The sequence below is a fragment of the Arthrobacter sp. TJ-217 genome (assembly GCF_058269255.1).
The window spans coordinates 170,796-195,575 of the sequence record NZ_JBZCNJ010000008.1 but is presented as its reverse complement, the minus strand read 5'-3'; the positions used below and the strand labels follow the sequence as shown (position 1 = coordinate 195,575).

General features: G+C 62.3%; 24 protein-coding genes and 3 pseudogenes. 7 read left to right on the top strand and 20 right to left on the bottom strand.

The window, feature by feature from the left end; all coding sequences use genetic code 11:
• Positions 1 to 156 precede the first annotated feature (156 nt).
• Positions 157 to 290, top strand: a pseudogene (locus AC4D2R_RS14910) (IS30 family transposase); the annotation flags it as partial.
• A 435-nt stretch (positions 291 to 725) separates the two neighbouring features.
• Here AC4D2R_RS14910 and AC4D2R_RS14905 read toward each other — a convergent pair.
• Positions 726 to 1,103, bottom strand: a complete 378-nt coding sequence (locus AC4D2R_RS14905) for a winged helix-turn-helix transcriptional regulator (protein ID WP_490940909.1) — start codon at positions 1,101 to 1,103, stop codon at positions 726 to 728.
• Between the two features lie 77 nt (positions 1,104 to 1,180).
• Between AC4D2R_RS14905 and AC4D2R_RS14900 the strand changes: the two genes are divergently transcribed.
• Positions 1,181 to 1,591 (top strand): RidA family protein, encoded by a 411-nt coding sequence (locus AC4D2R_RS14900; protein WP_490940908.1) that lies wholly within the window; start codon positions 1,181 to 1,183, stop codon positions 1,589 to 1,591.
• Between the two features lie 482 nt (positions 1,592 to 2,073).
• On the opposite strand, the gene AC4D2R_RS14895 is transcribed toward AC4D2R_RS14900, so the two are convergent.
• Entirely contained in the window at positions 2,074 to 2,934 is an 861-nt protein-coding gene (locus AC4D2R_RS14895) for an enoyl-CoA hydratase/isomerase family protein (protein WP_490940907.1), read from the bottom strand.
• Positions 2,935 to 3,071: 137 nt separating this feature from the next.
• On the opposite strand from AC4D2R_RS14895, the gene AC4D2R_RS14890 reads away from it, so the two are divergent.
• Entirely contained in the window at positions 3,072 to 3,677 is a 606-nt protein-coding gene (locus AC4D2R_RS14890; RefSeq protein ID WP_490940906.1) for a TetR/AcrR family transcriptional regulator, read from the top strand.
• Between the two features lie 213 nt (positions 3,678 to 3,890).
• Here AC4D2R_RS14890 and AC4D2R_RS14885 read toward each other — a convergent pair.
• A pseudogene (locus tag AC4D2R_RS14885) lies at positions 3,891 to 4,490 on the bottom strand (M24 family metallopeptidase); the annotation flags it as partial.
• On the opposite strand from AC4D2R_RS14885, the pseudogene AC4D2R_RS14880 reads away from it, so the two are divergent.
• Positions 4,479 to 4,748, top strand: a pseudogene (locus tag AC4D2R_RS14880) (helix-turn-helix transcriptional regulator); the annotation flags it as partial. The pseudogenes AC4D2R_RS14885 and AC4D2R_RS14880 sit on opposite strands and share 12 nt — an antisense overlap.
• Positions 4,749 to 4,932: 184 nt before the next feature.
• Positions 4,933 to 5,940, top strand: coding sequence for a zinc-dependent alcohol dehydrogenase family protein (locus AC4D2R_RS14875; protein WP_490940905.1), 1,008 nt, complete (start codon positions 4,933 to 4,935; stop codon positions 5,938 to 5,940).
• A gap of 318 nt (positions 5,941 to 6,258) precedes the next feature.
• Here AC4D2R_RS14875 and AC4D2R_RS14870 read toward each other — a convergent pair whose 3' ends face one another.
• From AC4D2R_RS14870 to AC4D2R_RS14845, 6 genes are all read right to left on the bottom strand, one after another.
• The gene (locus tag AC4D2R_RS14870; protein ID WP_490940904.1) at positions 6,259 to 6,660 is read right to left on the bottom strand and encodes a hypothetical protein; all 402 of its coding nucleotides are present in this window, start codon (positions 6,658 to 6,660) and stop codon (positions 6,259 to 6,261) included.
• A gap of 19 nt (positions 6,661 to 6,679) precedes the next feature.
• Positions 6,680 to 7,294 (bottom strand): TetR-like C-terminal domain-containing protein, encoded by a 615-nt coding sequence (locus AC4D2R_RS14865; protein ID WP_490940903.1) that lies wholly within the window; start codon positions 7,292 to 7,294, stop codon positions 6,680 to 6,682.
• On the bottom strand, positions 7,287 to 8,141 hold the full coding sequence (locus AC4D2R_RS14860) for an alpha/beta fold hydrolase (protein WP_490940902.1): 855 nt from the start codon (positions 8,139 to 8,141) through the stop codon (positions 7,287 to 7,289). Before AC4D2R_RS14860 ends, AC4D2R_RS14865 begins: the two co-directional genes overlap by 8 nt.
• A 122-nt stretch (positions 8,142 to 8,263) precedes the next feature.
• A complete protein-coding gene (locus AC4D2R_RS14855; protein ID WP_490940901.1) occupies positions 8,264 to 9,286 on the bottom strand; it encodes an aldo/keto reductase in 1,023 nt (340 codons plus the stop codon).
• A 44-nt stretch (positions 9,287 to 9,330) separates the two neighbouring features.
• The gene (locus tag AC4D2R_RS14850) at positions 9,331 to 10,092 is read right to left on the bottom strand and encodes an alpha/beta hydrolase family protein (protein WP_490940900.1); all 762 of its coding nucleotides are present in this window, start codon (positions 10,090 to 10,092) and stop codon (positions 9,331 to 9,333) included.
• On the bottom strand, positions 10,089 to 10,274 hold the full coding sequence (locus AC4D2R_RS14845; protein WP_490940899.1) for a hypothetical protein: 186 nt from the start codon (positions 10,272 to 10,274) through the stop codon (positions 10,089 to 10,091). Before AC4D2R_RS14845 ends, AC4D2R_RS14850 begins: the two co-directional genes overlap by 4 nt.
• 156 nt (positions 10,275 to 10,430) lie before the next feature.
• On the opposite strand from AC4D2R_RS14845, the gene AC4D2R_RS14840 reads away from it, so the two are divergent.
• Entirely contained in the window at positions 10,431 to 11,039 is a 609-nt protein-coding gene (locus tag AC4D2R_RS14840; protein ID WP_490940898.1) for a TetR/AcrR family transcriptional regulator, read from the top strand.
• 148 nt (positions 11,040 to 11,187) lie between these two features.
• Here AC4D2R_RS14840 and AC4D2R_RS14835 read toward each other — a convergent pair whose 3' ends face one another.
• The 10 genes from AC4D2R_RS14835 to torT all read right to left on the bottom strand — a co-directional run bounded on the left by AC4D2R_RS14835 (position 11,188) and on the right by torT (position 21,607).
• Positions 11,188 to 12,492: an aminotransferase family protein gene (locus AC4D2R_RS14835; RefSeq protein ID WP_490940897.1), complete on the bottom strand. Its 1,305-nt coding sequence runs from the start codon at positions 12,490 to 12,492 to the stop codon at positions 11,188 to 11,190.
• A 179-nt stretch (positions 12,493 to 12,671) separates the two neighbouring features.
• On the bottom strand, positions 12,672 to 12,875 hold the full coding sequence (locus AC4D2R_RS14830; RefSeq protein WP_490900457.1) for a biotin/lipoyl-binding carrier protein: 204 nt from the start codon (positions 12,873 to 12,875) through the stop codon (positions 12,672 to 12,674).
• 1 nt (position 12,876) lies between these two features.
• Complete coding sequence (locus AC4D2R_RS14825; protein WP_490940896.1) at positions 12,877 to 13,590, bottom strand: GntR family transcriptional regulator; 714 nt, start codon at positions 13,588 to 13,590, stop codon at positions 12,877 to 12,879.
• Positions 13,591 to 13,636: 46 nt separating this feature from the next.
• Positions 13,637 to 14,419, bottom strand: coding sequence for a LamB/YcsF family protein (locus AC4D2R_RS14820; RefSeq protein ID WP_490940895.1), 783 nt, complete (start codon positions 14,417 to 14,419; stop codon positions 13,637 to 13,639).
• Positions 14,416 to 15,387 carry a 5-oxoprolinase/urea amidolyase family protein gene (locus tag AC4D2R_RS14815; RefSeq protein WP_490940894.1) on the bottom strand — a complete coding sequence of 324 codons (972 nt, stop codon included), beginning with the start codon at positions 15,385 to 15,387 and terminating at the stop codon, positions 14,416 to 14,418. Before AC4D2R_RS14815 ends, AC4D2R_RS14820 begins: the two co-directional genes overlap by 4 nt.
• A 10-nt stretch (positions 15,388 to 15,397) precedes the next feature.
• Complete coding sequence (locus AC4D2R_RS14810; protein WP_490940893.1) at positions 15,398 to 16,414, bottom strand: carboxyltransferase domain-containing protein; 1,017 nt, start codon at positions 16,412 to 16,414, stop codon at positions 15,398 to 15,400.
• Positions 16,411 to 17,817 carry an acetyl-CoA carboxylase biotin carboxylase subunit gene (locus tag AC4D2R_RS14805; RefSeq protein WP_490940892.1) on the bottom strand — a complete coding sequence of 469 codons (1,407 nt, stop codon included), beginning with the start codon at positions 17,815 to 17,817 and terminating at the stop codon, positions 16,411 to 16,413. The genes AC4D2R_RS14810 and AC4D2R_RS14805 overlap by 4 nt, the downstream gene beginning before the upstream one ends.
• The gene (locus tag AC4D2R_RS14800) at positions 17,814 to 18,872 is read right to left on the bottom strand and encodes an ABC transporter permease (RefSeq protein WP_490940891.1); all 1,059 of its coding nucleotides are present in this window, start codon (positions 18,870 to 18,872) and stop codon (positions 17,814 to 17,816) included. The genes AC4D2R_RS14805 and AC4D2R_RS14800 overlap by 4 nt, the downstream gene beginning before the upstream one ends.
• A gap of 7 nt (positions 18,873 to 18,879) precedes the next feature.
• Positions 18,880 to 20,394, bottom strand: coding sequence for a sugar ABC transporter ATP-binding protein (locus AC4D2R_RS14795; protein WP_490940890.1), 1,515 nt, complete (start codon positions 20,392 to 20,394; stop codon positions 18,880 to 18,882).
• A gap of 67 nt (positions 20,395 to 20,461) precedes the next feature.
• Positions 20,462 to 21,607 carry a TMAO reductase system periplasmic protein TorT gene (torT, locus tag AC4D2R_RS14790; RefSeq protein ID WP_490940889.1) on the bottom strand — a complete coding sequence of 382 codons (1,146 nt, stop codon included), beginning with the start codon at positions 21,605 to 21,607 and terminating at the stop codon, positions 20,462 to 20,464.
• A 719-nt stretch (positions 21,608 to 22,326) separates the two neighbouring features.
• Here torT and AC4D2R_RS14785 point away from each other — a divergent pair.
• Entirely contained in the window at positions 22,327 to 22,980 is a 654-nt protein-coding gene (locus AC4D2R_RS14785) for a GntR family transcriptional regulator (RefSeq protein ID WP_490940942.1), read from the top strand.
• Between the two features lie 287 nt (positions 22,981 to 23,267).
• On the opposite strand, the gene AC4D2R_RS14780 is transcribed toward AC4D2R_RS14785, so the two are convergent.
• Positions 23,268 to 24,758, bottom strand: a complete 1,491-nt coding sequence (locus AC4D2R_RS14780) for an NAD-dependent succinate-semialdehyde dehydrogenase (protein ID WP_490940888.1) — start codon at positions 24,756 to 24,758, stop codon at positions 23,268 to 23,270.
• Between the last annotated feature and the right edge of the window lie 22 nt (positions 24,759 to 24,780).

Sequence of the window (24,780 nt, the reverse complement as noted above, 5' to 3'; positions counted from 1 at the left end):
GCTGTTCGGGCTTCCCGCAGCCCGGCACCTCATTGGCGACAGCCTCGAGCGCGGCGCCCAGACAATCGAAGGCGAACGGGACCTTGAGGGCCTCCTCCGAGGGATGAGCAAAGAATCACGGCCTCGTGACTCAAGTGAACAGCAACCCTGACAGTCAAGAGCGTGACGATCGATAGGGGCATCGACATTTACTTTTGCTACCCCAATTCACATGGCAGCGCGGGATTAGTGAGACCACCAATGGCTTAAGTCAGCATTTCCCGGACGGCACCGACTTGAGCATCCACAGCGCCATTGGAGGGGCATCAGGTGGGTTTTCTGGGACTTGGACGGGCTGGGCACTTGCCGTCGCGCCGGCCGGTCCAGTGTCGTGATGACCGGGGCCTCCCGCCCTGCTCGCCATCAGGGCTTCGCGAAGTCTTGGCCTTCCGCGTTTGGTGCCGGTAAGCCCGTGGTTGGCCGGGATCCGTGCCTTCGCCGCGGACGTGCGGCGGCTTCCTCAACGACGGCGGAATCATCCCCTGATGACCTATCACCTACACAGGCTTTTTCGGTGCTCCGCCGAAGATAGGGCGGATGCCCGCGCTCCTCAACCGGGGACTGCCCTGGCGCATCATCAGGTGGGAGGGCGCGGGGGTACACGCAACGCGCTGACTCCGACTAGCGAGTGGCAGCGGTTCCCACATTTGCTTCACGGTCGGCCGGGTCCTTCCCCTATCACTCAGTCAGCGGACACCCGCGTCGTAGCGGTTGCGCGCTGCCTCAATGCCGGGCAGATGAACCGCCGCCCATTCCAGGATCGTATCGACCGGTGCTCGAAGGGTCTTGCCCAATGCCGTGATGCGGTACTCCACCGCTACGGGACGGGCGTCGAGAACGACGCGTTCGACGACGCCATTGCGTTCAAGCCGGCGCAGCGTGCCGGTCAATGATTTCTGCGTGACCGCCGGAATGGCCCTGCGCAGCTCATTGAAGCGGCAGGGCCGCTCACACAACTCTCCCAGCACCTGCAGCGACCACTTATCGAGCACCTGATCCAGGAGCTCCCGGTGCGGCGCACTCAGTTCAAAGCGCTCCGTGGAATGGGCATCAGTATCCGGCATGAAACCTAGTCTCGTTGAAGTGTCCAAAACATACCAAGTACCTTGAGGATACCAATCACCAGCTGAAGGAGATTCCCGTGAGCGTCCGCCTGTCCTCCCCCCAGGGCATGATGCCCTCAACCCCTTACCATCACGTCGCCGTCGCCACCGGCGCCCGGCACGTGTACATCGCCGGCCAGGTTGCCACGAACCAGGACGGAGCACCGCAGAAGCCAGGCGACCTCGCCGGGCAGGTCGCCTCGGCCCTCCGCAACGTCCACCTAGGCCTGGCCAGCACCGGCGCCACCTTCAAGGACGTCGTACGCCTCACCTTCTACGTGACGGGCTGGGCCCCTGAGAAAATTGATGCCTTCATGGCGGGCATCGACTCCGTCGCAGAGGAACTCGCACTGCCGTTGCCGATGCCTCCCGCATCATTGATTGGGGTCGAATTCCTCTTTGAACCCGATGTTCTCGTCGAGGTCGAAGCCACCGCCATCCTCGACTGACCAGCCGGCAGGAACCGATCCCCGGCATCGCCGCGGTCCCGACCGCGCACGCCGGTGCCTTCCGTGCAGGCCGCAGCGTCGCCGGGAGACGACCCGGTAAGGTGTCTCCGCCATGGCACATGGTAAGGGTGTTACCCCTTATTTGGTCGATTAGTACCCGGCCCTTAGGTTGGTGGCATCCGGCAGGAGTGTACGCGGGAGCGCGGGAGCGTATTTGGGAAGTCGCTTATGCCGTTCCCCAAGCGCAGCGGTAAATCCTGCAGGTTATGCGAAGGAGTGCATAGCGCTTTGTGGCTGAGGTGGGCCCGCGGTACCGGGCGGGAGCGGTGCGTTTGAGCATCTTTCAGCGGGCGCACCTGCGGGCGGGTCTGACGCGGCGGGGGAGCGCTCGGCTGAGAAACTCGTGGGTCGAGCCACGTGGGCGAGAAGGCCCGCCGCTATGGGCAGGGCCTTCTCACGCTGCACTATGCTCCGGTCGAAGCTTAGATGCTATTGGAGATGCGCTCGTAATCCAGTTCGCCGTCGCGGGTTTGGACGCCGGCGGCGAGGAGCTTGTCGGCCAGCTCGAAAACTTCGTCGCCGAATGCCGCGTGCAGAGAGGTGTTTTCGACGGCGTAGGCCTCCAACGGCACTGCGGGTGCCATGGCGTTGACGGTTGTTTTGACTGCGGCGATGGTTTCCAGGCGAAGCCGCGCGATGCGACGCGCAAGAGCATCAACGTGTGCGTCGATCTCATCGGCGGGCAGGGCCCGGTTGACGAGGCCGTACCGCTCAGCCAGCTCCGCGTCGACAAGTTCAGCACCCAGGATGAGTTCCAGGGCTCGGGCACGGCCAATGAGGCGGGTCATATTTACGGTGCCGCCGCCGCCGGGAAGAATGCCCATCTGCACCTCGGGCTGGGCCTGTCCGGACTTGCCGATCGCCGCGAACCGCATGTCGAGGCTCATAAGGAACTCATTGCCCGCGCCACGGGCGAAACCTGCGAGCTTGCCGATCGTTACCTGGGGCAGGTTCCGCACATCATCGCTCAAAGCCTGAAGGATGTTCAGGCCCTCCGGGACATCCCAGCCGGGTGCGGCCGCGATAGCCGCATCGGTGGCGGCTGGAAGTGCCCCCGGATCTGTCAGATAGGCCATGTCCCCATGGGCGATGAAGAACTCCGGATCGGCCGACTGGAAGACGATGACCCGGACAGCGGCGTCATCGTGTATCTGGTAGAGAAACCCGCGCAGCGAGGGCAGCAGGACACCATCCATGAGGTTCAGCGGCGGGTGATCCAGCGTCACCGTGGCGACTCCCGCGTCGATGGAAATGTGGAGACCAGGCAGGTTGTCGTAAGTCAAAATATCTCGATTCGAAAGGGCCGCACGCAGCCGAAGGGTGGAGACACCGCACCTTGGGCACTCCGGCGTCATTTGTGACACTGAGTATCAGTTTAGCACTTGGACTCCATTCAAGGGACACAGGGTAGAGTTAAGGCATGCCTCCTAGTCCTGTCAGTGTTCGAGCCGTCAGTAGGCACGCAGTCCGGGCAGAACTCGCACGCGTAGCGTTCAACGAGTTCTGCGCAACCGGCTTCAATCAGGTCACGTTTGCTGACCTCGCGGGTGCTACCGGAGTGTCTCGAAGCACGTTCCTGCGGTACTTCACGAACAAGGAAGACGTCGTCCTGTTCCTCTTCGATCCGATCGGCGACACCATCGTCGAAGCCCTGGCCTCCGATGCCCGGTCAGACGACGACTGGCATGCGCTGCGGCGCGCTTTGAAGCCGGTGGTGGACTTCCTTATGCGGGACACAAGCGAAGTCATGGCATTCCTGGATTTGATCTACGAGACACCAGCACTCAGTGCCCGGTTCCGGGAGAAGCAGTTCGACTGGCGGCCGAATATTGTCCGCGAACTGCAACAAACCCATGCCGCACCGGATGCGTCACTCGTCACTCAGGTTCGGGTTGCGGCGGCGATGGAGTGCTTTGCGGCGGCGCTCGCGGCCTGGAGGGAATCAAGAGGAAGGGAGGACCTCTCGACGCTGATCAACACCTCCTTCAGCGCCCTGAACCCCACCATCGCGATTCAGGCCGGTTAGCCGGCTGCGCCGCTGCTCCCACCGGGCTGTAACAACCATCAGCAAGTGCCCGGAGCCCACAAGCCCGGGTCGTTGGTGCTGGATGCTGGTATAAGCGATCAATTGCCGCCAGGTCGGTCGTGGCGGCAAAACCCCCGGATCATTTTCGGCTTGAGGCACCAACCATGCCGGGACCGACCTATCAACACGCCCTCATCCTGCAACAGGACCTGGCTATGGCAAAGGTAACGGGGAACCCGTGTGCACGCGCGCAAGTGGCGCTGCACGATCACGATCGGCCGGCTTTGGAAGGGTGAGAATTTCTGTGCCATCGTCGGTAATTGCGATGGTGTGCTCGCTGTGTGCCGTCCGGCTGCCTGTCGCACTGCGCAGTGTCCACCCGTCGGCGTCGGTGATGAGCGTGGCGGTGTCGGCCATCACCGACGGCTCCAGTGCGAGCAGCAGCCCCGGGCGCAGTGTGTAGCCGCGGCCCGGCCGGCCGGTGTCCGCAACGTGCGGGTCCTGGTGCATTGTTAATCCGATGCCGTGGCCGCCGAATTCGGTGTTGATGGGGTATCCCGCCTCGCGGAGGACCGAGCCGATGGCGTGTGAGATATCACCGATGCGGGCCGCTGGTCCTGCTGCGGCGATCCCTGCGGTGAGCGCCCGTTCGGTAGCGCTGATCATGGCGAGGCTGTGCGGGGGCTTCGTTTCACCCACGATGAAGCTGATGGCGGAGTCTGCTGCGATCCCGCCTTTGGTGATGGCAAGGTCCAGGGTCAGCAGGTCGCCGTCGGCCAGCGCGTAGTTGTGCGGCAGCCCATGGAGGACGGAGAGAAACTCGGCGCGCTGACGCGTCTCGCCAGGGGGGAGCGGTCAATGCTCCATACGGCCCTGGCTGCGGGTGTCTCACCGGAAACCCTTCGGAAGATCGAGTCGGGCCGCGCAGCAACTCCCGCTTTTCCGACAATCGCTGCGATCGCGGAAGTTCTCGGTCTGTCCCTCGATGCGGTGTGGGCGGAGATCAACCGTCCAGAGAGCGGTGCTGATCCGGCCCGGTCTAAGGGCGATGCGCGCGAGGCGCGGGCCTCCTGGGCTCGAGGGCTGCACCCCAGAACGACGGTGACCAAAACTACGGGACCTACACGGCCCTGTACGGCTGAGCGGCGATCGACATTGCGGCACCTGAAATGCATTGGCCGTGCGCGCGGTTCAGTAGAGGGAACAGCCCGCCCTTGCGCGTTGCGCATCCCGACCCACGATGAGGAACACCACTATGACTGATCAGATGAAGGCCGTTGTGCTCGCTCGTTTCGGAGGCCCCGATGCTTTTGAGCTGCGCGACGTCCCCGTACCGAAGGTTGAACCCCGCCAGGTACGGGTGCGCGTCCATGCGACCGCCCTCAATCCCCTCGATTACCAGGTGCGACGCGGAGACTACGCCGACTACGTCCCTCTTCCTGCGATCACAGGGCACGACATCTCCGGCGTGATCGAGGAAGTCGGCTCCCACGTGACCGAGTTCCGCGTCGGCGACGAGGTCTACTACACGCCCCAAATCTTCGGCGGCCCCGGCTCCTACGCCGAACAGCACGTCGCCGACGTCGACCTCGTCGGCCGGAAGCCGGAGAACCTGACCCACCTGGAAGCAGCAAGTCTGACACTCGTCGGCGGAACGGTGTGGGAGGCCCTTGTGACGCGGGCTCAGCTCACCGTGGGGGAGACGATCCTAATTCACGGCGGTACGGGCGGTGTGGGTACGATCGCGATCCAGGTTGCCAAGGCCATAGGCGCGCGGGTGATCACCACCGCGAAAGCAGGTGACCATGAGTTCGTGCGCTCGCTCGGAGCGGATGCGGTCATCGACTACACCTCGACGGACTACGTCGACTCCGTGGCCGAGCTGACGCGGGGCAAGGGGGTCGACGTCGTCTTCGACACGATCGGCGGCGACACCCTCACGAAAAGCCCACTGATACTTGCCGACTTTGGACGCGTTGTCAGCATCGTCGATATCGCGCAGCCGCAGAACCTCATTGAGGCGTGGGGCAAGAACGCCGCCTACCACTTCGTGTTCACTCGTCAGAACCGCGGCAAGCTGGACGCGCTCACCACCCTGGTCGAGCGCGGCCTCGTGAAGCCGGTCATTGGCGCGATTCTTCCGCTGGCCCGGATGGGTGAGGCTCATGAGCTCCTGGAGAACAGGCGGTCGTATGCACTGCATGGCAAGGTCGCGATCGATGTGGCGGGCGACACTGTCGTGCTTCCCCCTCGCATCTCGTAGCTGAACGCTCAGGGCATTCGGGCGGGTATAGCTGTGGTCAGCCCCGCCCGGAGAAGGTGGCGCGGTACTCCGAGGGGGACGCATCCAGGAGCCGGCGGAAATGCAGTCGGAGGTTCGATCCGGTTCCCAGGCCGACCTGGTCCGCGATGCGGTGAACCGACAGCCTCGAGCATGTCGGCATCCGCGGGGGCGGATGCGGCGTAGCAGATCGACGCGACGCGGGCCCCGCGGTTCGTGAGCCTCACTCGTTGTCGTCATTGCTGTTATGGCCCTGCCGCGATCGTGGCAACTGCTGTACGCACGCTGCAACCTTTGTGGTTACCCGTGAGCGGGGCCGGTGAGCGCGCGCCAGCGGGGCTGGTCGGTGATGGGCACGAGAAGACACAGCGCAGTCACCGCGGCGGCGATCCATCCGCGCCAGAGTGTCCAGGCGGCCATCATTGCTGCAACGAGCTGAATCACCAGTATGAGGATGGTGACGATGCCAGGAACGGCGACCGGCCCATTCCCGCCGGGGCGGTCACCCGGGGTGCTGAATACGGCGGGAAGTCCGATGAGCAGGACCACTGCTCCGATGGCCAGTGGAATCGAGTGCGGCCACAGCGCCCAGGCAGAGCCGACCCAGGCTATGAGTTCGGCCGTGAAGCGCAGGCCGCCGCGGACGAGGTCGTGGCCGGGTGCCCGAGTGCCGGGTCCTGCAGGTTGTCGCGCGATGTTCATCCTGCCGGCCGACTGTCGATCACAGCAGCGGGGCCTGGGCGGCCACCACACGCCCATGCCCGGCACCGGCCGCTGCCGCCCGCAGGCCCTGGTCGATGAAGTCGACCATCCAGGTGAAGCTGGTGTCGACGTTGGTGCGCATCTGGAAGCCGTCTGAGATCTCGAGCGTCGCGAAACCGTGCAGCATGCTGCGCAGCGTCCGCACACCGTGAATCTCGTCGGCAGGATCCAGACGGTAGCCGAGCAGCACGGCCGAAAGGGGAGTGAGCGACCGCTCCAGCGCCGCGGCGAGGGGATCGTCCGGGCCCGTAGGCCGGGCCCCGACGGTCGCGGCGTAGCGTCCGGGATGGTCCTTCACGTAGCCCCGCAGCGCCTGGGCCGCCCCTTCGAGGGCATCCCTGCGTGCCCTGCCCTGCGTGGCATCACGCACTGCGTCGCCCAGTTCTGTGACGGCGAGGATGCAGATGCGGCGGGCGAGGTCGGCAATCCCATCGACGTGCTTATACAGCGAGGGAGTCCGCACCCCGAGACGTTCGGCGATGACGCTCATGCTGAGCTGGGTGAAGCCAATCTCATCGGCGAGGGCGGCGCCGGCTTCGGTGACGGCCGCGGCATCCAATCCGGCCCTAGGCATGATCCACGCCGGTGGTGGATGTCAGCGTCCTGCCCAGGAACGGCAGCAGCAGGGCGAGCAGCTCGTCCGGGGTCTGGGTGTGCGGGTAATGCCCGGCACCTTCGATGACGGCAAGTTCACCGACGCCGTCGGGAAGGTCGGCGATAATGCGTTCACCTTCGGCACGGGGGTCGGTCCAGTCAGGGTCGGCGCTGCCCTCGACGATCAGGACGGGGCGCCGGACGTTGGGCAGCTGGGCGCCGGCATCGGCTGGGGACGTCTTCATCATGGCGCGCAGTACCGCCATCCGCTCGGGCCGGCTCACGGCGGCCCGGATGCGGGCGGACTCGCTGTCCCAGTCGGCGGGTTTGGCCGGGACCGCCAGGTCCAGATAGGCCAGCCACGCCTTCACGCTCCCGCTGAGCATAACCTTCGCGAGCTGGACCGTGCCGGTCCGATAGTCCCTACGGCGGAACAGGCCGGCAAGGTCAACCGACTGTCGGCGGGTGAAGGGGGCCAGTTCCACGACGCCGGCAACCAGTCCAGGTTCCGCGGCGGCGGCGATGGTGGCCGCGCCGCCGCTGATCGAGTGGCCCACAATGACCGCCGGGCCGCCGAGTGCACGCATGAGGGCGACAAGGTCACCGGCGATGTCGGTGCGGCTGTAGCCCCTCCATCCCGTGCTGGATTCGCCGCAGCCGCGGATATCGACATTGGCAACCCGGTAGCCGGCGGCCACCAGGGCCGGCGCGATAAAACGGTAGGAGTGCCGGCTGTCGCCCATGCCATGGGCGAGGACCACGAGGGGACCCACGCCGCTTAGCTCGTAGGCGATGGTCCCCTCAGGGGTGCTCAGGTGCTCGGACATGACAGCCTCCAAATGGCTAATAGGAATAGCTTAAAGCTAAACTGTTTAGCCGAAGCTGTCAAAGCCCCAAGGCGCCACCATGTGGTGCTCGGAAAAGTGGTGTCGTTTCGGGGAGCGGGGAGTCAGCTGCGCCGGCGCAGTGACGGGTCGAGCAGGGCCGGCGGGGCGTCGTTCTTCTCCTGCGGTGCGAGATCGGTGCCGGGTGGCACGATGGCGTCGATCGCGTCAAGGATGTCCGAGGACAGGACGGTATCGGCGGCGGCGATCTGGGAGTGCAGGTGATTGATGGTGCGCGGTCCGATCAGTGCGCTGGTGACTGCCGGATGCGCTGTGACAAAGCCGAGCGCGAGCTGAATCATGGTGAGGCCGGCGCCGTCGGCTACCTTGGCCAGCTGTTCAACGGCGTCAAGCTTTGCCCGGTTGACGGGGATGGAGACGTCGAATCTGTGCTGCATAAAGCCCGAGCGGTTCGTGCTGATCTCCTGGCCCTCGCGGATGGCGCCTGAGAGCCATCCCGAGGCGAGGGGGCTCCACGCCAGGACACCCATGCCGTATTCCTGGGTGGCGGGGAGTACCTGGGTCTCGATGCCGCGCTGCAGGATCGAGTAGCTGGGCTGTTCCGTGACGTAGCGGCTCAGGCGGTGCGAGCTGGCGGCCCACTGGGCCTGGACGATGCGGTACGCCGGGAAAGTTGAGGAGCCGAAGTGGCGGATCTTGCCGGCCCGCTGCAGATCGGTCAGGGCGGAGAGGGTTTCTTCATCGCTGGTCCTGGGGTCCCAACGGTGGATCTGGTAGAGGTCGATGTGCTCGACGTTGAGCCGTCGCAGGCTCGCTTCAAGCTCCGTGATCAGCCAGCGCCGGGAGCTGCCCTGGTGGTTGCGCTCGTCCCCCATGGGCAGGCCCGCTTTGGTGGCGAGGACGACGTCGTCGCGGCGGCCGGCGATTGCCTTGCCGACCATTTCCTCGGACTGGCCGCCGCTGTATACGTCGGCGGTGTCGATCAGGTTGATCCCGGCCTCGAGGGCGGCATCCACCAGTGCGGTTGCGTCGTCCTGGGTTGTCCGGCCGATCTTCCCGAAGTTCATGGCGCCCAGCGCGAGGGAGCTGATCTGCAGGCCGGTGCGGCCGAGGGTGTTGTACTGCATGAGGGTGTCCTTTTCGATGTGGGGTGGGGTTGGGTTGTGAGGAGTTATTTACTGTCGATGCGTCCGAGGGGAGCGGGGTTCTCGTCAAGCGCGGCGACGCACTCGCTCCAGCTCGGATTGGTGGGATACAGCGCGCTGCGCAGGTAGGAGAAGGTGGCCTGCTGGATGAAGGCGACCCGTGCCGGGCTCCCCTCCGTGGTCTCCGCGGCTCCGTAGCCGGGAATTCCTCCGAGGGAGTGTTCTGCGCCGAAGACGGTCAACAGGCTCTTTTTGCCCGGACTGAGATGGTAGGGGTCCGCGCACCAGTCCGCACCCCGGACGCTGAGGGGGGTGCGGTCCCTGTCTCCCGCGACGACGAGGGCGGGGGTGGTCATTTCGGTGAAGCTTTGGTTCAGGAAGGGGTAATTCCCTGCGGCGAACTCCGTCAGACCGGCGCCGCCCCTCCCGGGGGCGGCTAGCAGCACGCCCGCCGAGATCCGCGGGTCGTGCAGGTCCACTCCCGGCCCGCCGTCCGGCCCCATGACACGGGCGCCGAGCAGCTGGCCTACCGTGTAGCCGCCCCAGGAGTGGCCGGCCGCGGCGATCTGGCTGTGGTCAAGGCGCCCGGCCAGGCCGGGCACGGCAGCTTCGATGTGGTCGAGCTGGTCAAGGATCTGCCGAAGGTCCCTGACCCGGAAGCGCCATCTCTCGGAGAACCGTGAGTCCTGTGGGTCGAGGCTCAACGTCCTTGAGTCGAGGTGGGTCGGCTGGATAACAGTGAAGCCGTGCGCTGCCCAGTGATCGACCAGCGGGCCGTAGTCCCTCATGGACGAACCATGGCCGTGGGAAAAACAATCACGGGCAGCCCGCGCCCGGTCACCGGAGCGGAGACCCGCACCTGGAGGTCCTCGCCGCGGCCGCGGGCCGGCAGCACCACCGGGCTGACGGACATGACCGGAACCGGAGCATCGACGGCCGGGTCTGAATGCGAGGAGATGAGAGCTGTCATGCCACGGGCTTTCTGTCGGGAGAGTTGACGTATTGCCCGGACGCCCACTGAAGGTGGGCTGTCCGGTCTGACATACTTACTAAGAGGAACGTTGCTCCGTTTGACTATATGGAACGCTGTTCCGTTTAGCAATGAGGGCGGAAGAGGATCAGGGATATGAGTCTGGACGCCGGGCAGGCAGGGCAGGGGACGCAGCGGAAGCGCGCCGATTCCGTACGCAACGAACAGGTGCTCCTTGCCGCTGCCGCTGCTGTCTTTGTCGCCTCCGGGGTGGACGCACCGGTACGCGAGATTGCAGGCAAGGCCGGAGTGGGGGTCGGCACGATCTATCGTCACTTCCCGACGCGCGCGGACCTCATCATCGCGGTGTACCGGCACCAGGTGGAGGCCTGCGCCGAGGCCGGTCCGGCGCTGCTGGCCGATACCGAATCCCCGCATTCGGCCCTTGGCCAGTGGATTGACCTTTTCGTCGAGTTCCTCGTCACCAAGCACGGCCTGGCCGCAGCACTGCAAAATGACAGGGATGGCTTTGACGCCCTGCACACCTACTTCGTCGACCGGCTGGTGCCGGTGTGCGCACATCTGCTCCGGGCCGCCGTGGCAGCAGGGGAGATCGACTCGGACGTAGGCGCCTATGAACTCATGCGCGGGGTTGGCAACCTATGTGCCGGCGACGGCAAGGATCCGCGGTACGACGCCGACCGCCTGGTCAAACTGCTCATCAAAGGACTGGCCCGACGCGCCCGGCCGGAGACAGGCGGCTGAAGGCACAAACGGTGTGGGCCCCGTCAACTCCTAGCCGGCGCGAAGTCCGGATCGGAGGCAAAGGCGAGGTGAGTATTCTTTCCGCAGGGGAGGTGGTTTCCAGGGAATTCATGTTCCTGCGTGCTTTGATGATGCCGGTGGGGCAGTGCTACTGCCCGCGTATAGGATCTGCCCGGTCGAGGACCCGCCCGATAGTCTTGGCGATCAGGTCAACGTCCTCGTCTCCCACTACGAATGGGGGGCTGATCTGGAGGGTGTTGCCGCGCAGGGGCCGTACGACGACGCCGTCATCTATGCATGAGTTGGCCACGGCCTCGGCGTCTGCCTCGGGTGCCAGCTGGACGCCGGCGAGAAACCCGACGCCGCTGCGGATTTCCTGCACGAGAGGATGGGAGGCAAGAGGGGTCAGGGCCTTATCGAGGACAGATTCAAGTTCCAGGGCCCGTGGAACGAGTTGTTCGTTCTCGAGGATGTCGAGGTTGGCGTGTGCAACTGCGCAAGCTGTGGCATGACCCGAGTACGTCATGCCGTGTCTCAGGACGGGGGCGTCGTGTCCCCGATAGAACCGTCCCCAGATCCGGTCGGAGACAAGGACGCCGCCCAGCGGGGCGTAGCCGGATGTTATTCCTTTGGCTAACAGAATCATGTCGGGCTCGAGATGGAACCGTTGGGAGGCGAACATGAAGCCTGTCCGGCCGAATCCGGTGATGACCTCATCAACGATCAGAAGAATGTCATTTTTACGGGCGATTTCCTGCAAACCTTCAAGATATCCGGTGGCAGGCGGAATTACCCCTCCGGTGCCTATGATTGGTTCGGTGATGATCGCGGCAATATTCCCGGGGCCGATTTCGTCTACGACCGCCCGGACGCCTTCAATATCGTTGGTGGGAACCAAGGCGGTCTCGGGAACGAGGGAATCGGAACCGTAGCCGTCCCGATTGAAGTCAAGCCCGGCGACACTGGTACCAAAGGCATGGAGCCCGTGGTATGAGTAAGTACGGCTGAGGACGGTTTTTTTGTCCGGCATGCCTTCAAGCTGCCAGTGGCGCCGTGCAATCTTGCAGGCCAGATCGACGGAGTCCGACCCGCCACTGTTGAACATTATTTTGGCGTCCGGTATCGGCCCCATGGCCACGAGCCGGTCCGCGAGGGAGAGAGCTACGTCGTTCGAGAACCGGCCGAAAACGTGGTAGGTCTCCAGTTTGCACATCTGGTCATAAGCCGCTTTCGCCACTGATTCCCTGCCATGCCCGATGTTTGCGTGCCACAGTCCGGCGGTGGCGTCGAGCAGGCGGCGTCCGTCCGAGGTCGTGAGGTACGCGCCGCGTCCTTCGGTAATGACGACGCGGCGTTGCAGGACCGAGGGCATGTGCGCCTGGGCGCTCCATAGCGACTCGCCCACGTGCTTGGGACGGTTTGCCGGGTTGAAAACGGTTGCTTCGGTAGCCATTGTTTGTTCTCCTAGGCAGGCCAATAGAGCAGTTCCATGTGCAGCCGCCGCCAGACTGCCCTATGCCTCCTGGGCTGGTCCCCATTTGAGCGTCGCTTGCGGGCGTGATAAGCGGATTCGGCATTTATGCGGGCGAAGTTGGACGTGGGCATTCCGGGGTTGGGGTGTGCCCGCGCCGGTTAGTCGAGAACGGCGAGTAGTTGTCCTTCCGCGACTGCATCCCCTTCGGACACGGAAATGTCCGTGACGACGCCGGATTCGGGCGCTTCAACCGGAATCTCCATCTTCATGGACTCAAGGATCATTATCGTTTCGTCTTCCTCCACAGACGCTCCCGGCGTCACGAGAATTTTCCAGACATTCGCCGCCAGATCCGACCGCACTTCACTCAATTTGCGTTCCTCTCCTCGAAAAACCGGGACAATAAGTTGCTGTGTTCGTCATGGACCTGCGGCGCTGGCCAGTGTGGTCCATATGTTGTTTGATTTGCTCGTCTAGGTCCGCGATGTTTCCTCCTTTCATGTTTGCCAGGAGCTCCTGGTGTTCGGCCGCTATCTCTTTTGGATCGGGATACGACTTCTCCAGCATCATTAGCGACAGGCGCGTTTCGGTGAGGAGGGTCTGGTAGAAGACCGTCAGACGTTTGTTGCCAAGGCTCCCGACCAAGACAGTGTGGAATGCCAGGTCCAAGTCGACCAGATCAGACCAAGGGCGTCCGCTTTCCGAGGCTGTCTTCATGTCGGCAATGATGCGGTGAAGCTCATCGAAGATTTGTTTTCTTGGATTTTTTGCAAGCTCCTCCGCTGCTGTCTTTTCAACGGACTGACGTGCGACAGATATGTCATCCATATCCGCCTCGGATAATTCCAAGACAAAAACCCCGCGGTTGCGTACCCGGTGCAGGAGGCCTTCCTGGATGAGCCGCTGCATTGCTTCGCGCACCGGCGAGCGGCTGACGTTCAGCTGCCTGGCTAGACTGGTTTCCCGAAGCTGTTGGCCGGGCGAGTAGGCGCCCTTTTCAATAGCGCCCCGCAGCCGGTTAACAATGGTGTCCACTGTTCCGTCGATGAGGATCGGCTCCAGCACCGGTTCACTCACCTGGTCGCTCCTATCCTTGCGGGGGTCAGGTTGATGCACACCTGGATCAACCCGGTTCCGTCGCCACGTTTTCGGCTTCCGTCAACGGACGCACAGATATGCCCGCATCCTGCAGGAACTGCCAGACCGTGCGGATAACCTCCACCGAGTTCGGTGCGTCCCCGTGCAGACAGATGCTCTCCGGGGAAATTTCGAGATCCCGCCCCGACACTGTGGCTACCTTCCCTTCCCTCACGAGCCTGATCGCACGTGAGGACACAAGTGCAGGGTCCCAAGCCTGCTTTTCCCGCTCGATAATGAGGCCGCCGGCGTCGTCGTAGCCGAGGTCGACAAATCCTTCCTGGACTAGCCGGACGCCGTAACGCGCGGCGAGCTCCGAGTGGCGCTTGTCGAAACAGTAGAGAGGGAGGGAGCTGTCTATTTCGGCTACCGCAGCGATGACAGCTTCGGCCAACTCTTCGTCCTCCAGCGACATCAGGTACATGACCCCATGCGGTTTTACGTGGGAAAGTTTCGACCCTTCGGCCTCAACGAAACCCTTTAGTGCGCCTATTTGATACAGCGTGTAGTCCTGGAGCTCTTCCGCTGAGACCGCTATCCGTCGTCGTCCGAAGCCCAGAAGGTCCGGCAGCGAGACGTGCGCTCCGATCTGCAGGCCTTGGCCGACTGCCGCACGGACCGTGTGGCGCATGATTCTCGGATCCCCGGCGTGGAAGCCGCAGGCGATGTTAGCGGCGCTGATATAGGGCATGAATTCTTCGTCCGGCGCGAAGCGCCAGCGGCCGTAGCCTTCTCCCATGTCGCAGTTGAGTTCGATGGCTGTGTTCATTGTTCGGTCCCTCCTGCTGCAGACATGAGCATGGATCGTTCCTCGTCCAATGCGTAAGCGTCGTCGATGGAAATTGGCTTGAACCGGATCGTATCTGTCCCCGGCCGCATCTGGCCGGTCTTCCATAGGCTCGCCTTGGGTACGACTCCGAATACGACAAAGCCGCCGGAAGTTGGCCCGTCAGGTCCGAGGATCACGGGCGTGTCACCATTGAGGTTGATCCCGCCGAGAGGGTAGCCGGTGTCGAGGATGTTGGATGGATGCCCGCCGGCAATACCGCCGTCGGACCGGGCCCACTGCAGCCTAGCCGGGTCCAGCCTGATACCGGTACGGTTTGAATTTTGGTCAACTGTCCATGAGCGTGCAAAGAAGTTTTCGACGTCCGCTTCCGTGACGAATTCAGGCGTAGCAAATGGCCCTGGCACGACTTCCAGTTCCCAGTCGTGCCGGTACTCGGGGATCCTTTCCTGCGGCAGTTCCGCTATAGGTGAGGTATCCGAGCTTCCGATGTCCAGAACATCTCCCTTGACGAGCGCGCGCCCTTCAACGCCTCCAAGCGAACCCATGGTGTAGGTGGACCGGGAACCGAGAACTTGGGGAACATCGATTCCTCCTCTGACCGCCAGATAAAACCTGAACCCGGATACGGCCAGGCCGATTTTCAATTCGGCACCTGCGGGAACGTTGACAGCGGCCCACTGTGGCACCGGGCTACCATCGACTGTCACTTCGCCGGCGGCGCCGGTTACTGCCACGGTGGCGGGGGACCGGAACCGGAATTTGGTCTTGCCTAGTGTGATTTCCAGACCGGCAGCGTCAGGGCTGTTGCCGACGGCGACATTGCCGAGCCGGAAGGCGAAATCATCCATCGGACCCGCGGGAAAATACCCGCGTGACAGCATTCCGATTCGTCCAGGCCAGTCTTGGACGGTTGTCTGGATGCCGGATTGAAGAACTTCAATGGACATGTGTGACTCCTCACGGGACGGCGGTTGCCGCGGCAGCGGTGTCCCGCTTGGCGGTGAAGTCTGCGGCTTCGGCCACGAGCGAGGCGCACCAAGCGTTATAGGTGCCGACGTCAAAGTCCTCGTCCTGTATGTCATAGACGTATTCGCCCCGGTGGACGGTTTCGAAGTAATCCGCTAGTTCCTGCTCGGAAACGGCATGGAATCTGATGCGGTCACATGGGCGCAGCAGCAGAGGCGACTGGGCGAAAGCAGGATTGCGCTGTTGGATGTCGTATACGGGCAGCGTTCTGCCGAGCAGCTGGTAACCGCCTGGCGATTCCACGGGGTAGATCGAGTAGCACGGTCCGCCCAGACCGATGGCTCCTTCCGCTGTCCAGGTACGTGTGGGGTTGTATTTGGGAGCGAAGAGGACCTTCCTCGGATCCAACGGGAAAGTGAAGGGTAGTCCGGGGAAGAACCCGATGAATCCAACCCAGAGGTCCGTCCCTGTTATGACTTCAATCAGCTCATCAACGTCCCGAAGCCCGTTGTAGGCGATCGTGTAATCGACATTGTTGTCGTTCACGCAGTTGGGGGCATCAGAACGGATGCTCCGGACATAACGGGCAACAGCTGCCTTGGACGTCGAATCGTGAAACGCAGCGGGAAGATTCACTCTTCGGCTGGGGAGGACCAGATTTTCCGTACCGGCTGCATTGTCATAGGCCTCATCCAGTGCCAGAACCAGGTTTGCGACGTTTGTTTCCGCGGGGTCATAGGAGAGCAGTATGGAACGGAAACCGGGGGATGTTTCGACCAGTCCCGGAGGGCGAGACTGGTTCACCTCGGTGTTGATGTTGTGGACAAAGAAGTTGAGGTTCAGGTCAAAATGCATGCCACCGAACTCAACGAGGAGATAACTGTCGCCGGCGATCCGGTACGTAACAGCAGGTTTGCCGTCAGTGGCCGCATGTTGCTCGTAAAGTGCGGATGGCACCCCTGCCCACTGTTCAGAGATGTACCGGTTGGAAACCTCGTGGGGCTTCATCGTACGTACTCCTCCTGATCTGTTTCGCCTTTTGCTATCGACTCCGCAGCCCGGTTCTGCACGTCGGCCACGATGCCGGTGCTGTAGCGGCCCGACCTGAATGCCGGATCGTTCAAAAGCATCCGAAAGAAGGGGAGATTGGTTTTTGGCCCCGATACTTGGAAGGCTGCGACGGCGGACTCGGCACGTGCGAGTGCTTCTTCCCGGTCCTGCCCCCGGACGATGAGTTTTGCCAAGAGCGGATCGTAGGCGGTGGTCACGGTATTGCCGGCTGCATAGCCGCTGTCGACGCGGACACCTTCTCCTGTTGGTTCCGTCCACTCACTGATGTGCCCGGGCGATGGCAGGAAGCGTTTAGGGTCTTCGGCATAGATGCGCATCTCTATGGCATGGCCTGAGGGTTGGAGGTTGTCGGCGTCGAACCCAACGTCCCGGCCGGCGGCGACGCGGAGTTGTTCCTCGACAAGGTCAATGGAAAACACGGCTTCGGTGACAGGGTGCTCCACTTGCAGCCGGGTGTTCATTTCCAGGAAAACGAAGGTCTGCCGCACGGGATCGACCAGGCATTCGACGGTACCGGCATTGCGGTAGCCGACAGCAGTCCCCGCTCTTACCGCAGCGTCCAGCATCCGGGATCTGAGTTCGGGTGTGATTCCTGGAGACGGAGACTCCTCGGCGACCTTTTGGTGGCGGCGCTGGACCGAGCAGTCCCGCTCTCCGAGCGCTATGACCCTGCCGTCGGGGAGCCCGAGGATCTGGACCTCGACGTGGCGGGCGTGCTGAATGAACTGTTCGATGAGGATCCGCGAGTCCCCAAAAAAGCGCTCTGCACGCGACCGTGCAGTATCGAAAGCTGCCCGCAGGTTTTCGTCATTATCGGCGACCATCATTCCGATGCCGCCTCCGCCTCCGGATGGTTTGACGATGACCGGATAGCCGACAGCGTTGGCGATCGTGACTGCCTCTGCGGGGTCGCTTACCGGTTCGGCTGATCCTGTCGCCACCGGCACTCCGGCGGCCTGCATCAGGTTTCGGGCGTTGATCTTGTCCGCCACCATTTCCATCGATTCCGGCGAAGGCCCGACCCACGCGATGCCGCTTTCGATAACCCGCCGGGCGAAGCCGGGATTTTCGGCGAGGAAACCGTAGCCCGGATGGATGGCCGAAGCCCGGACAGCTCGGGCTGCGTCCATCAGTTTGTCGACATTCAGGTACGATTCGGCAGGATTGGCCGCACCCAGGGGGACAAATTCCGATGCTTCCTTCACAAAGGGAAGCTCCACGTCGACGTCCGAGCAGACCGCTATCGTCCTGATGCCGAGCGCGTTCGCCGTCCGGATGATCCGCCGGGCAATCTCGCCCCGGTTGGCGACCATCAGCGATTCGAAGACCGGCTCCGTCATGACGTGACCCCTCTAGCGATGAGGCGAGCCTTGGCTGAAGCCCGGAAACGGTCCGCCACGACCGCGAGAATGAGAGCCAAACCCAGGGCGATGCTTTGCATGTTGGTATCAAGCCGCATGAAGTTCATACCGTTGCCGAGCAACATGATGAAAATGACCCCCAGGACCGTACCGCCAACGCCGCCTCTGCCGCCCTGGAGCGACGCTCCTCCAATGACGGCCGCCGTTATGGATTGAAGCGCAAAAGCACCGCCGAAAGTCGGTTGTCCCGAACCGCTGCGGGCGGTCAGGAGGAAAGCGGCTAGGGAGGCCAGAACCGCGCAGATCACGTACGTGGTGATCAAGTTCCGCCGCACCTGGATCCCCGCGGTCTTGGCCGCCAGGGCATTGCCGCCAATCGCATACAGGTGGCGGCCGAAAGTTGTCCATTTCAATACGACGAAGACAAGGATCAGGACCGGAAGAGCAAGGAGTACCAGGTTTGGAATGCCCAAGGTGAACCCGGCTCCGAGGCCGACAATGTACTCTCGCGGTAGACCGGAAACCGTTGCTCCCCCGCTGAAGACCATGGTGACGCCCGCGACGATCGTGGCGGTGGCAAGTGTGACAATGAACGGATTGACCTTGAGGAAAGCCACTCCGAGTCCGTTTGCCAGGCCGACTACGACGCCGACGGCAAGGCATACGACAAATCCCATGACCATGGACTGACCTGCAAATTCAGGTACGCCGCCGTAAACAAGTTTCATCATTGTGGCGGAAACGACCGACGACAGGGCAACGGTTGCTCCCACTGACAAATCAAATCCACCAGTGACTAGTACCAACATCTGTCCTAGAGAAATCAGCAGCAGCGCCACGGATTGCTGGGATACGGAGAGTAAATTATCGGGCTGCAGAAAACGGTCATTTGCCAGGGCAAAGACGACCACCATTACGAGTAGCAACGGCGGCAACGGGCCGACGTTGCTGAAGAACCTGAGCCAGTACTGGCGGTTTTCCTTCTGCGCCGCGCCTGCGGTGGCCGCAGAGCTTTTGACTTCGGTTGTTGACATGACAGTCCTATGCTGCCGCGCCTGCTGCATGCCCGAAGGCACCAGCAACTACGGCTTCGTTCGTGATCTGGTTTCCAACGAGCTCGACCTGCACCCGCCCTCCGTTCATCACATAGACCCGGTCGGCGAGTCCTACGACCTCCTCGAGATCAGAAGAGATCATCAGGACGCCGGCGCCATCGCGGCACAGTTGGCGCAGGTTGGCGTAGATCTCCTGGCGGGCCCCCACATCCACCCCGGATGTAGGTTCGGCTACTACGAAAACCTTGCGGTCGCGGGTCAGGGCACGGGCCAGAACGACCTTTTGTTGATTGCCGCCGGACAGAGCCCGGACCTCTGCTGTGACGGACCGCGGCCGAATGTCCAGCCGCTTGGCCAAAGCCTGGGCCAGGACACGGATCCTTGATCCGTAAATCAAACCAAAAGTGCTGTACTTCTTCGCTCGGTTAACTTCAAGCGCAATGTTTTCCTGGACGCTGAGATCGAGCGCGAGAGCTTCCCGCCTGCGGTCCTCCGGCATGAAACCGATGCCCGACTGAATCATGTCTCGAGGATTCGGTCGGGCATATTTTTTGCCTCCAACCAATACGTGCCCGCTTGAAAGGGGCAGTAGGCCGAGGATGGCCTTGGCGAGTTCGCTTTTCCCCGAGCCCACGAGGCCGGCCACAGCGACAATTTCGCCCTGGCAGACCCGCAGGGATGCCTGAGCGACCTTGCCGTCGGCTGTCGAGAGATCTTCGACCTCCAGCAGCGGAGGGCCGTTCATTTCCGCCTTATCCGGGTAAACAGCTGCCAGTTCACGGCCGACCATGTCATTTATCAGCCTCTCCTCGGAAAACTCGTCGAGAGTATTGGTCGAGATGAACCGGCCGTCCCGCATTACCGTCACCCGGTCACCTAGGCGCCGGACTTCCTCCATCCGGTGGGTGATATAGAGAAGCGCCCACCCCTCGTCCCGGAGCCGGTCAATAATCTTGAACAGCCTGTCGGCTTCCCGCTCACTAATCGCAGCAGTGGGCTCATCAAGAAGGAGGATGCCCGGAGTTCCCAGGAGTCCTTTCGTGATCTCAACAAGCTGCTGCTCGGCCCTGGGCAGCGAACCACACTCTGCCTCCGGATCTATCGCGCCCCCGAGCTGTCCGATTTTTTCCCGGGCGATGGCCCTCATCTTTGCGTTGTCGACGAGACCGAGCTTTTTCAGCTCGCGGCCAAGGAACAGATTCTCGGTCACCGACAGCGTTGGAGCTAAGCTGAAATCCTGCAGGACGACGTTGATGCCGAGTTTCCGGGCACGGGCCGGCGAATGGTGGACAACTTCGGTACCCCGAACCGTGATCGTCCCACTGTCGGGTTGGTAGTTGCCAAGGAGGATGTTGACAAGAGTCGATTTCCCCGCACCATTTTCGCCCAGCAGGATGTGGACTTCGCCGGGGTAGAGGTCGAGGGACATGCCGGTAAGCGCCTTTACGGCTCCGAACGATTTGACGATGTCCTTGAGGGAAACGACCGGTTCCTGCTCCAAACCTGCCTCACTTCCTTCCCATGCCGGCGGTCCACCGAGGGTACTGCAGCTTAGCTTCGTCGCGGCATCAGCTCTCGGGTGTCCAGCTCGTCACCGTCTTAAAGTCCCGGGGCGCAAACATCTCGGTGTAGGGCACGTCGGCGGCATTCTCCTGGGTGATCATCATGGGCACGGGTCCGGAGGTGGGCGCCTGCAGCTCCTCACCTTCAAGCATGCGGACTGCTTGATCGACCGCCATACGCCCCTGAATTGTTGTGTAATCCGTCGGGGACCCTACGGCGTCGCCAGCCACAATAGCGTCGTAAACAGGCGGGATGATATCGAAAGCGTAGACATCGATTTCTCCCGTCTTGTTGGCGTTGCGGACGGCATTCACGCCCGCTTCGGCCGCAATGTCCACTCCCACGATGTGGGTGATATCCGGATGAATTTTGAGGGTGTCCTCGATCAAGTTTTGCTGGATTTCCAAGCCGGGATCAGCGCGGCGCATCTCCGCGATCTCCACCTTGGTTCCTTCGATCGTGTCCTCGAAACCCTTAACCGCGGCGTCCGACCATCCGGCGCCCTCGGGTCCAGGGAAGAAGCCTACGCTTGCGGGCGACCCCGCAGTGTCCTCGATGATGTACTCGGCCGTCGTCACCGCAAGATCATGGAAGCTCACCAGTGCGTGCGAAAAGAGCGGGTTTTCCTCGGACTCCGGGCAATCGGTTCCATTGATGAAATCCACAACGGGAATTTTCTTCTCTAGGGCGGCGGCAACTTGAGGGCAAACACCCGTAGCGTTGATGGCGCCTAGAATAATGGCGTCATAACCACCGTTAATACAGTCCTGCATCTGGCTTAACTGCCTGTCGAGGTTGGTGTAGCCTCCGGCTTCAAACATGCTGTATTCGAGGTTATCCCTCTGCGCTTCGATCAGTGTTCCGTAGTTCGTTGCGGCCCAGTATGAGTCCTTCATATGCGGGAACAGCACGCAGAGCTTCCATTGCTCGGAAACCTTGTCTCGTGCGATGGGAGTGTATTCCGATTCGGTAGTCTGGCCGTCCGCGGCCGTGTGGATGGCCGGCGCGGTCCAATCCTGTGCCGACCCGGCGTCAGTGGTCTCGCTAGTCTGGCCGTTCCCGGAGCCTCCCATCGCCCCGCATCCGGTTGCCGCCAAGGTCGCCGCCAGCGCAAGCGCTCCAATGGTATTGGCTTTCCTATTCAGCTTCATGTGTCTCTCCCAGCGTTAGCCGAAGGCCGCGCCGCAGATGCCATCCAGTCGATTGCCTTTTGTACACAATCTGCAGCGGTGGTGTCAGCATAGCCCGTGAGCTGGGTCACATCAATATTTTTTTGTGCTGCTTGCGCGTCGCTTTCTGGCCTCAGTAGGTACAGCAGCGCGGTGCCCAGCAGAGCGTGTCGCCCAGTCGGATCGGGGTCAGGTGCACCGAGAGGTGGCCCGGCTCGGGGTGACCATTTAGCTGCTGTAGCAAGTATGCGGATGAGTTCGCCGTTGACGGTGAGTCGGTGATGGGTATGTCCGGTTCTGCAGGGCCTGCCAACGCCAAATCCCGGCCACGGGGCGGTGTCCCCGGAAGCGATATTCCCACGGGTACGGGTGTGCCGTCGAAAGACGGGCCACCGACTGTTGTCCGAGTGGGAAGCCCCTTGCGCACCGCACCAGGAACCGGCTCGTTGACGCCCCGTCCATCATCAGCGGGGGTCTGTGAACTTCGTTACCGCAGGTGCAGTCGTCTGATTGTCTATCAGACGTCTCAATGCGAGCCTATCGCCTCCCATGAGCAGACATCCCGCGCCAGTCTCTGGGCTACCAGCCTCAGAGTAAACTATGAAATTGTTGACTTAAGACATGTGACATGGGCAGCGCAGGTTACGCAGCTCAACCAGGAATTGTTGGTGAATCTCATTGCAGCAGGGGTGGAAAACAGGATGAAAAGGGGAGTGCTGGACCCGATAGTGCAGGAGTCTACGCCGGCCATTATCGCCCGTCGGATCCGTGATGCAATCGCCCGAGGTGATTTCGCTCCAGGCATCCAACTCGGTGAAGCGGAGCTTGCTAAAGAACTGGGAGTCAGCCGGGGGCCCCTGCGGGAGGCCATGCAACGGCTTACCCAGGAAGGACTGCTCATCAGTTATCGGAACAGGGGCCTCTTCGTCGTCAGTATGGACGAAGACGACTTCCGGGATGTGTACTGGGCCCGAACCGCGGTCGAAGCAGCCGCCATCCGCCGCGTGGCCAGCACAAACCCGGAGGGCAACGCGGCCCAGCTAATGAAAGCCGTGCATGCCATGGAGGATGCGGCGGAAAGCCCCAACGGCGAAGCTATGACCGAAGCGGACATGAGCTTCCATGCCCTCTTGGTTGAGCTCGCCGGCAGCCCTCGGCTGAAGAAGATGCACGACACTCTCCTGACGGAGACGCGGATGTGCCTCAACGCCCTGAAAAGTACGTACGCTACGGCTGACAAGCGCATCGCCGAGCATAAAGGCATCGCTGAAGCCATCTCCAAGAGAGATTCAGACCTCGCCGAGAAGCTTATGGCCGAGCACATGGAGGATGCACTGATGCGGCTGATTCCTTAACTTTTCTCTTGGACCTATGGCGATTCCTGTGAGGGCCGCCAAGCCTCGAGCCGTGTCATCTCTAAGGCACAAGAAGCTGCCCACCGGAGGAAATGCGCGCCGGAGCAGAAGGTAGTTCCACCCGGCGTCGACTCGGCGTGGGAGTGTGAGTCTTCCCCACGTTTACGCCAGCGCTCCCTCACTTTCCAGATATCCTGCGGGAAAGTGAGGAAGCCATTAGCTGGAGTGGCGTGGTGAGAGTAGGTTGGTGCGCGGAAAATAACGGAAGGTAGGGGAAGGCTTAATCCCTAGACCCGCGGGATGGCCATGTACTTGATCTCCAAGAATTCATCCAAGCCCACGCGTCCGCCTTCGCGGCCCAGTCCGGAGGCCTTGATGCCACCGAACGGCGCCGCTGGGTTGGAAACGATGCCTGTGTTAAGGCCGACCATGCCCGACTCCAGATCCTCGCCGACGCGGAAGGCACGGTCCAGGTCCTGTGTGAACACATAGCTGGCAAGGCCCCAAGGGGTATCGTTCGCCAGCCGCACCACCTCCTCTTCGGTGTCGAAGGGGATGACGGGCGCCACCGGACCGAAGATTTCTTCGCTCATCAGCGCGGCGTCGGGGCTGACCTCGGAAAGCACTGTTGGGGAGTAGAAGTAGCCGCTGCCCTCCGGGCGGGAGCCGCCGCAAACCACCTTGGCGCCCTTGGAAACGGCGTCATCTACGAGCTCCTGGACCTTGTTAAGCGCCTTTTCCTCCACGAGGGGGCCGACATCCGTGCCGCTCACTGCGCCGTCACCGACCTTCAAGGCGCTCAGTCGCTGCGCGAGACGGACGGAGAAGTCAGCGGCCACGGAGCGTCGGACGAAAATTCGGTTGGCGGCCGTGCAGGCTTCACCCATGTTCCGCATCTTCGCAGCGAAGGCGCCCTCAACGGCGCGGTCCAAGTCCGCGTCCTCAAAAACAATCAGCGGAGCGTTCCCGCCCAATTCCATTGAAGAACGCATGACGTTTTTGGCGGCCTGTTCCAATAAGCGGATGCCCACGCCGGTAGACCCGGTGAAGCTAACCTTTCGGGCAATGCCGCTTTCCATCCATGGGGTAACCACGTCGGAGGCTTTGGAGGTCGTGACCACGTTCAGAACACCCTTGGGCAAGCCAGCCTCTGCCAGGACGTCCGCCAGTGCCAGCGAAGACAGTGGAGTGAGGTTGGCAGGCTTGAAGACCATGGTGCAGCCGGCCGCTATGGCAGGGCCGATTTTCCGGGTGCCCATTGCCAGCGGAAAGTTCCACGGCGTCACCAAGACGCAGGGCCCAACGGGTTCCTTCGAGACGAGGATGCGGTTCTTGCCGTCGCCGGTGGTGGTCAGGTCTCCGTCGATGCGGACGGCTTCCTCTGAAAACCAGCGGAAGAACTCGGCGGCGTACGCCACCTCGCCTTTGGACTCGGCAAAGGGCTTGCCCATCTCCGTTGTCATAATCAAAGCCAGTTCGTCCTGGCGGGCCATGATCAGGTCGAAGGCGCGACGCAGGATTTCGCTGCGCTCCCGGGGAGGGATTTTAGCCCACTGTTTCTGGACCCGGCCGGCGGTTTCGATCGCACGGCGTGCGTCTTCGGGGCCCCCGTCAGCCACGCTGGCAATGACTTCCTCGGTGGCAGGATTAATGACATCGAACCGGGCACCGGAAGATGCTTCGGTCCACTCTCCGTCAATGTAGAGGTTCTTGCTGACCTTTGCGACGGCTTTGAGCGCCTCTTGCGAAGTTCGGGAGGCGGCTGACTGAATGCTCATGGGTGATCCTTTTCTTGGTTGG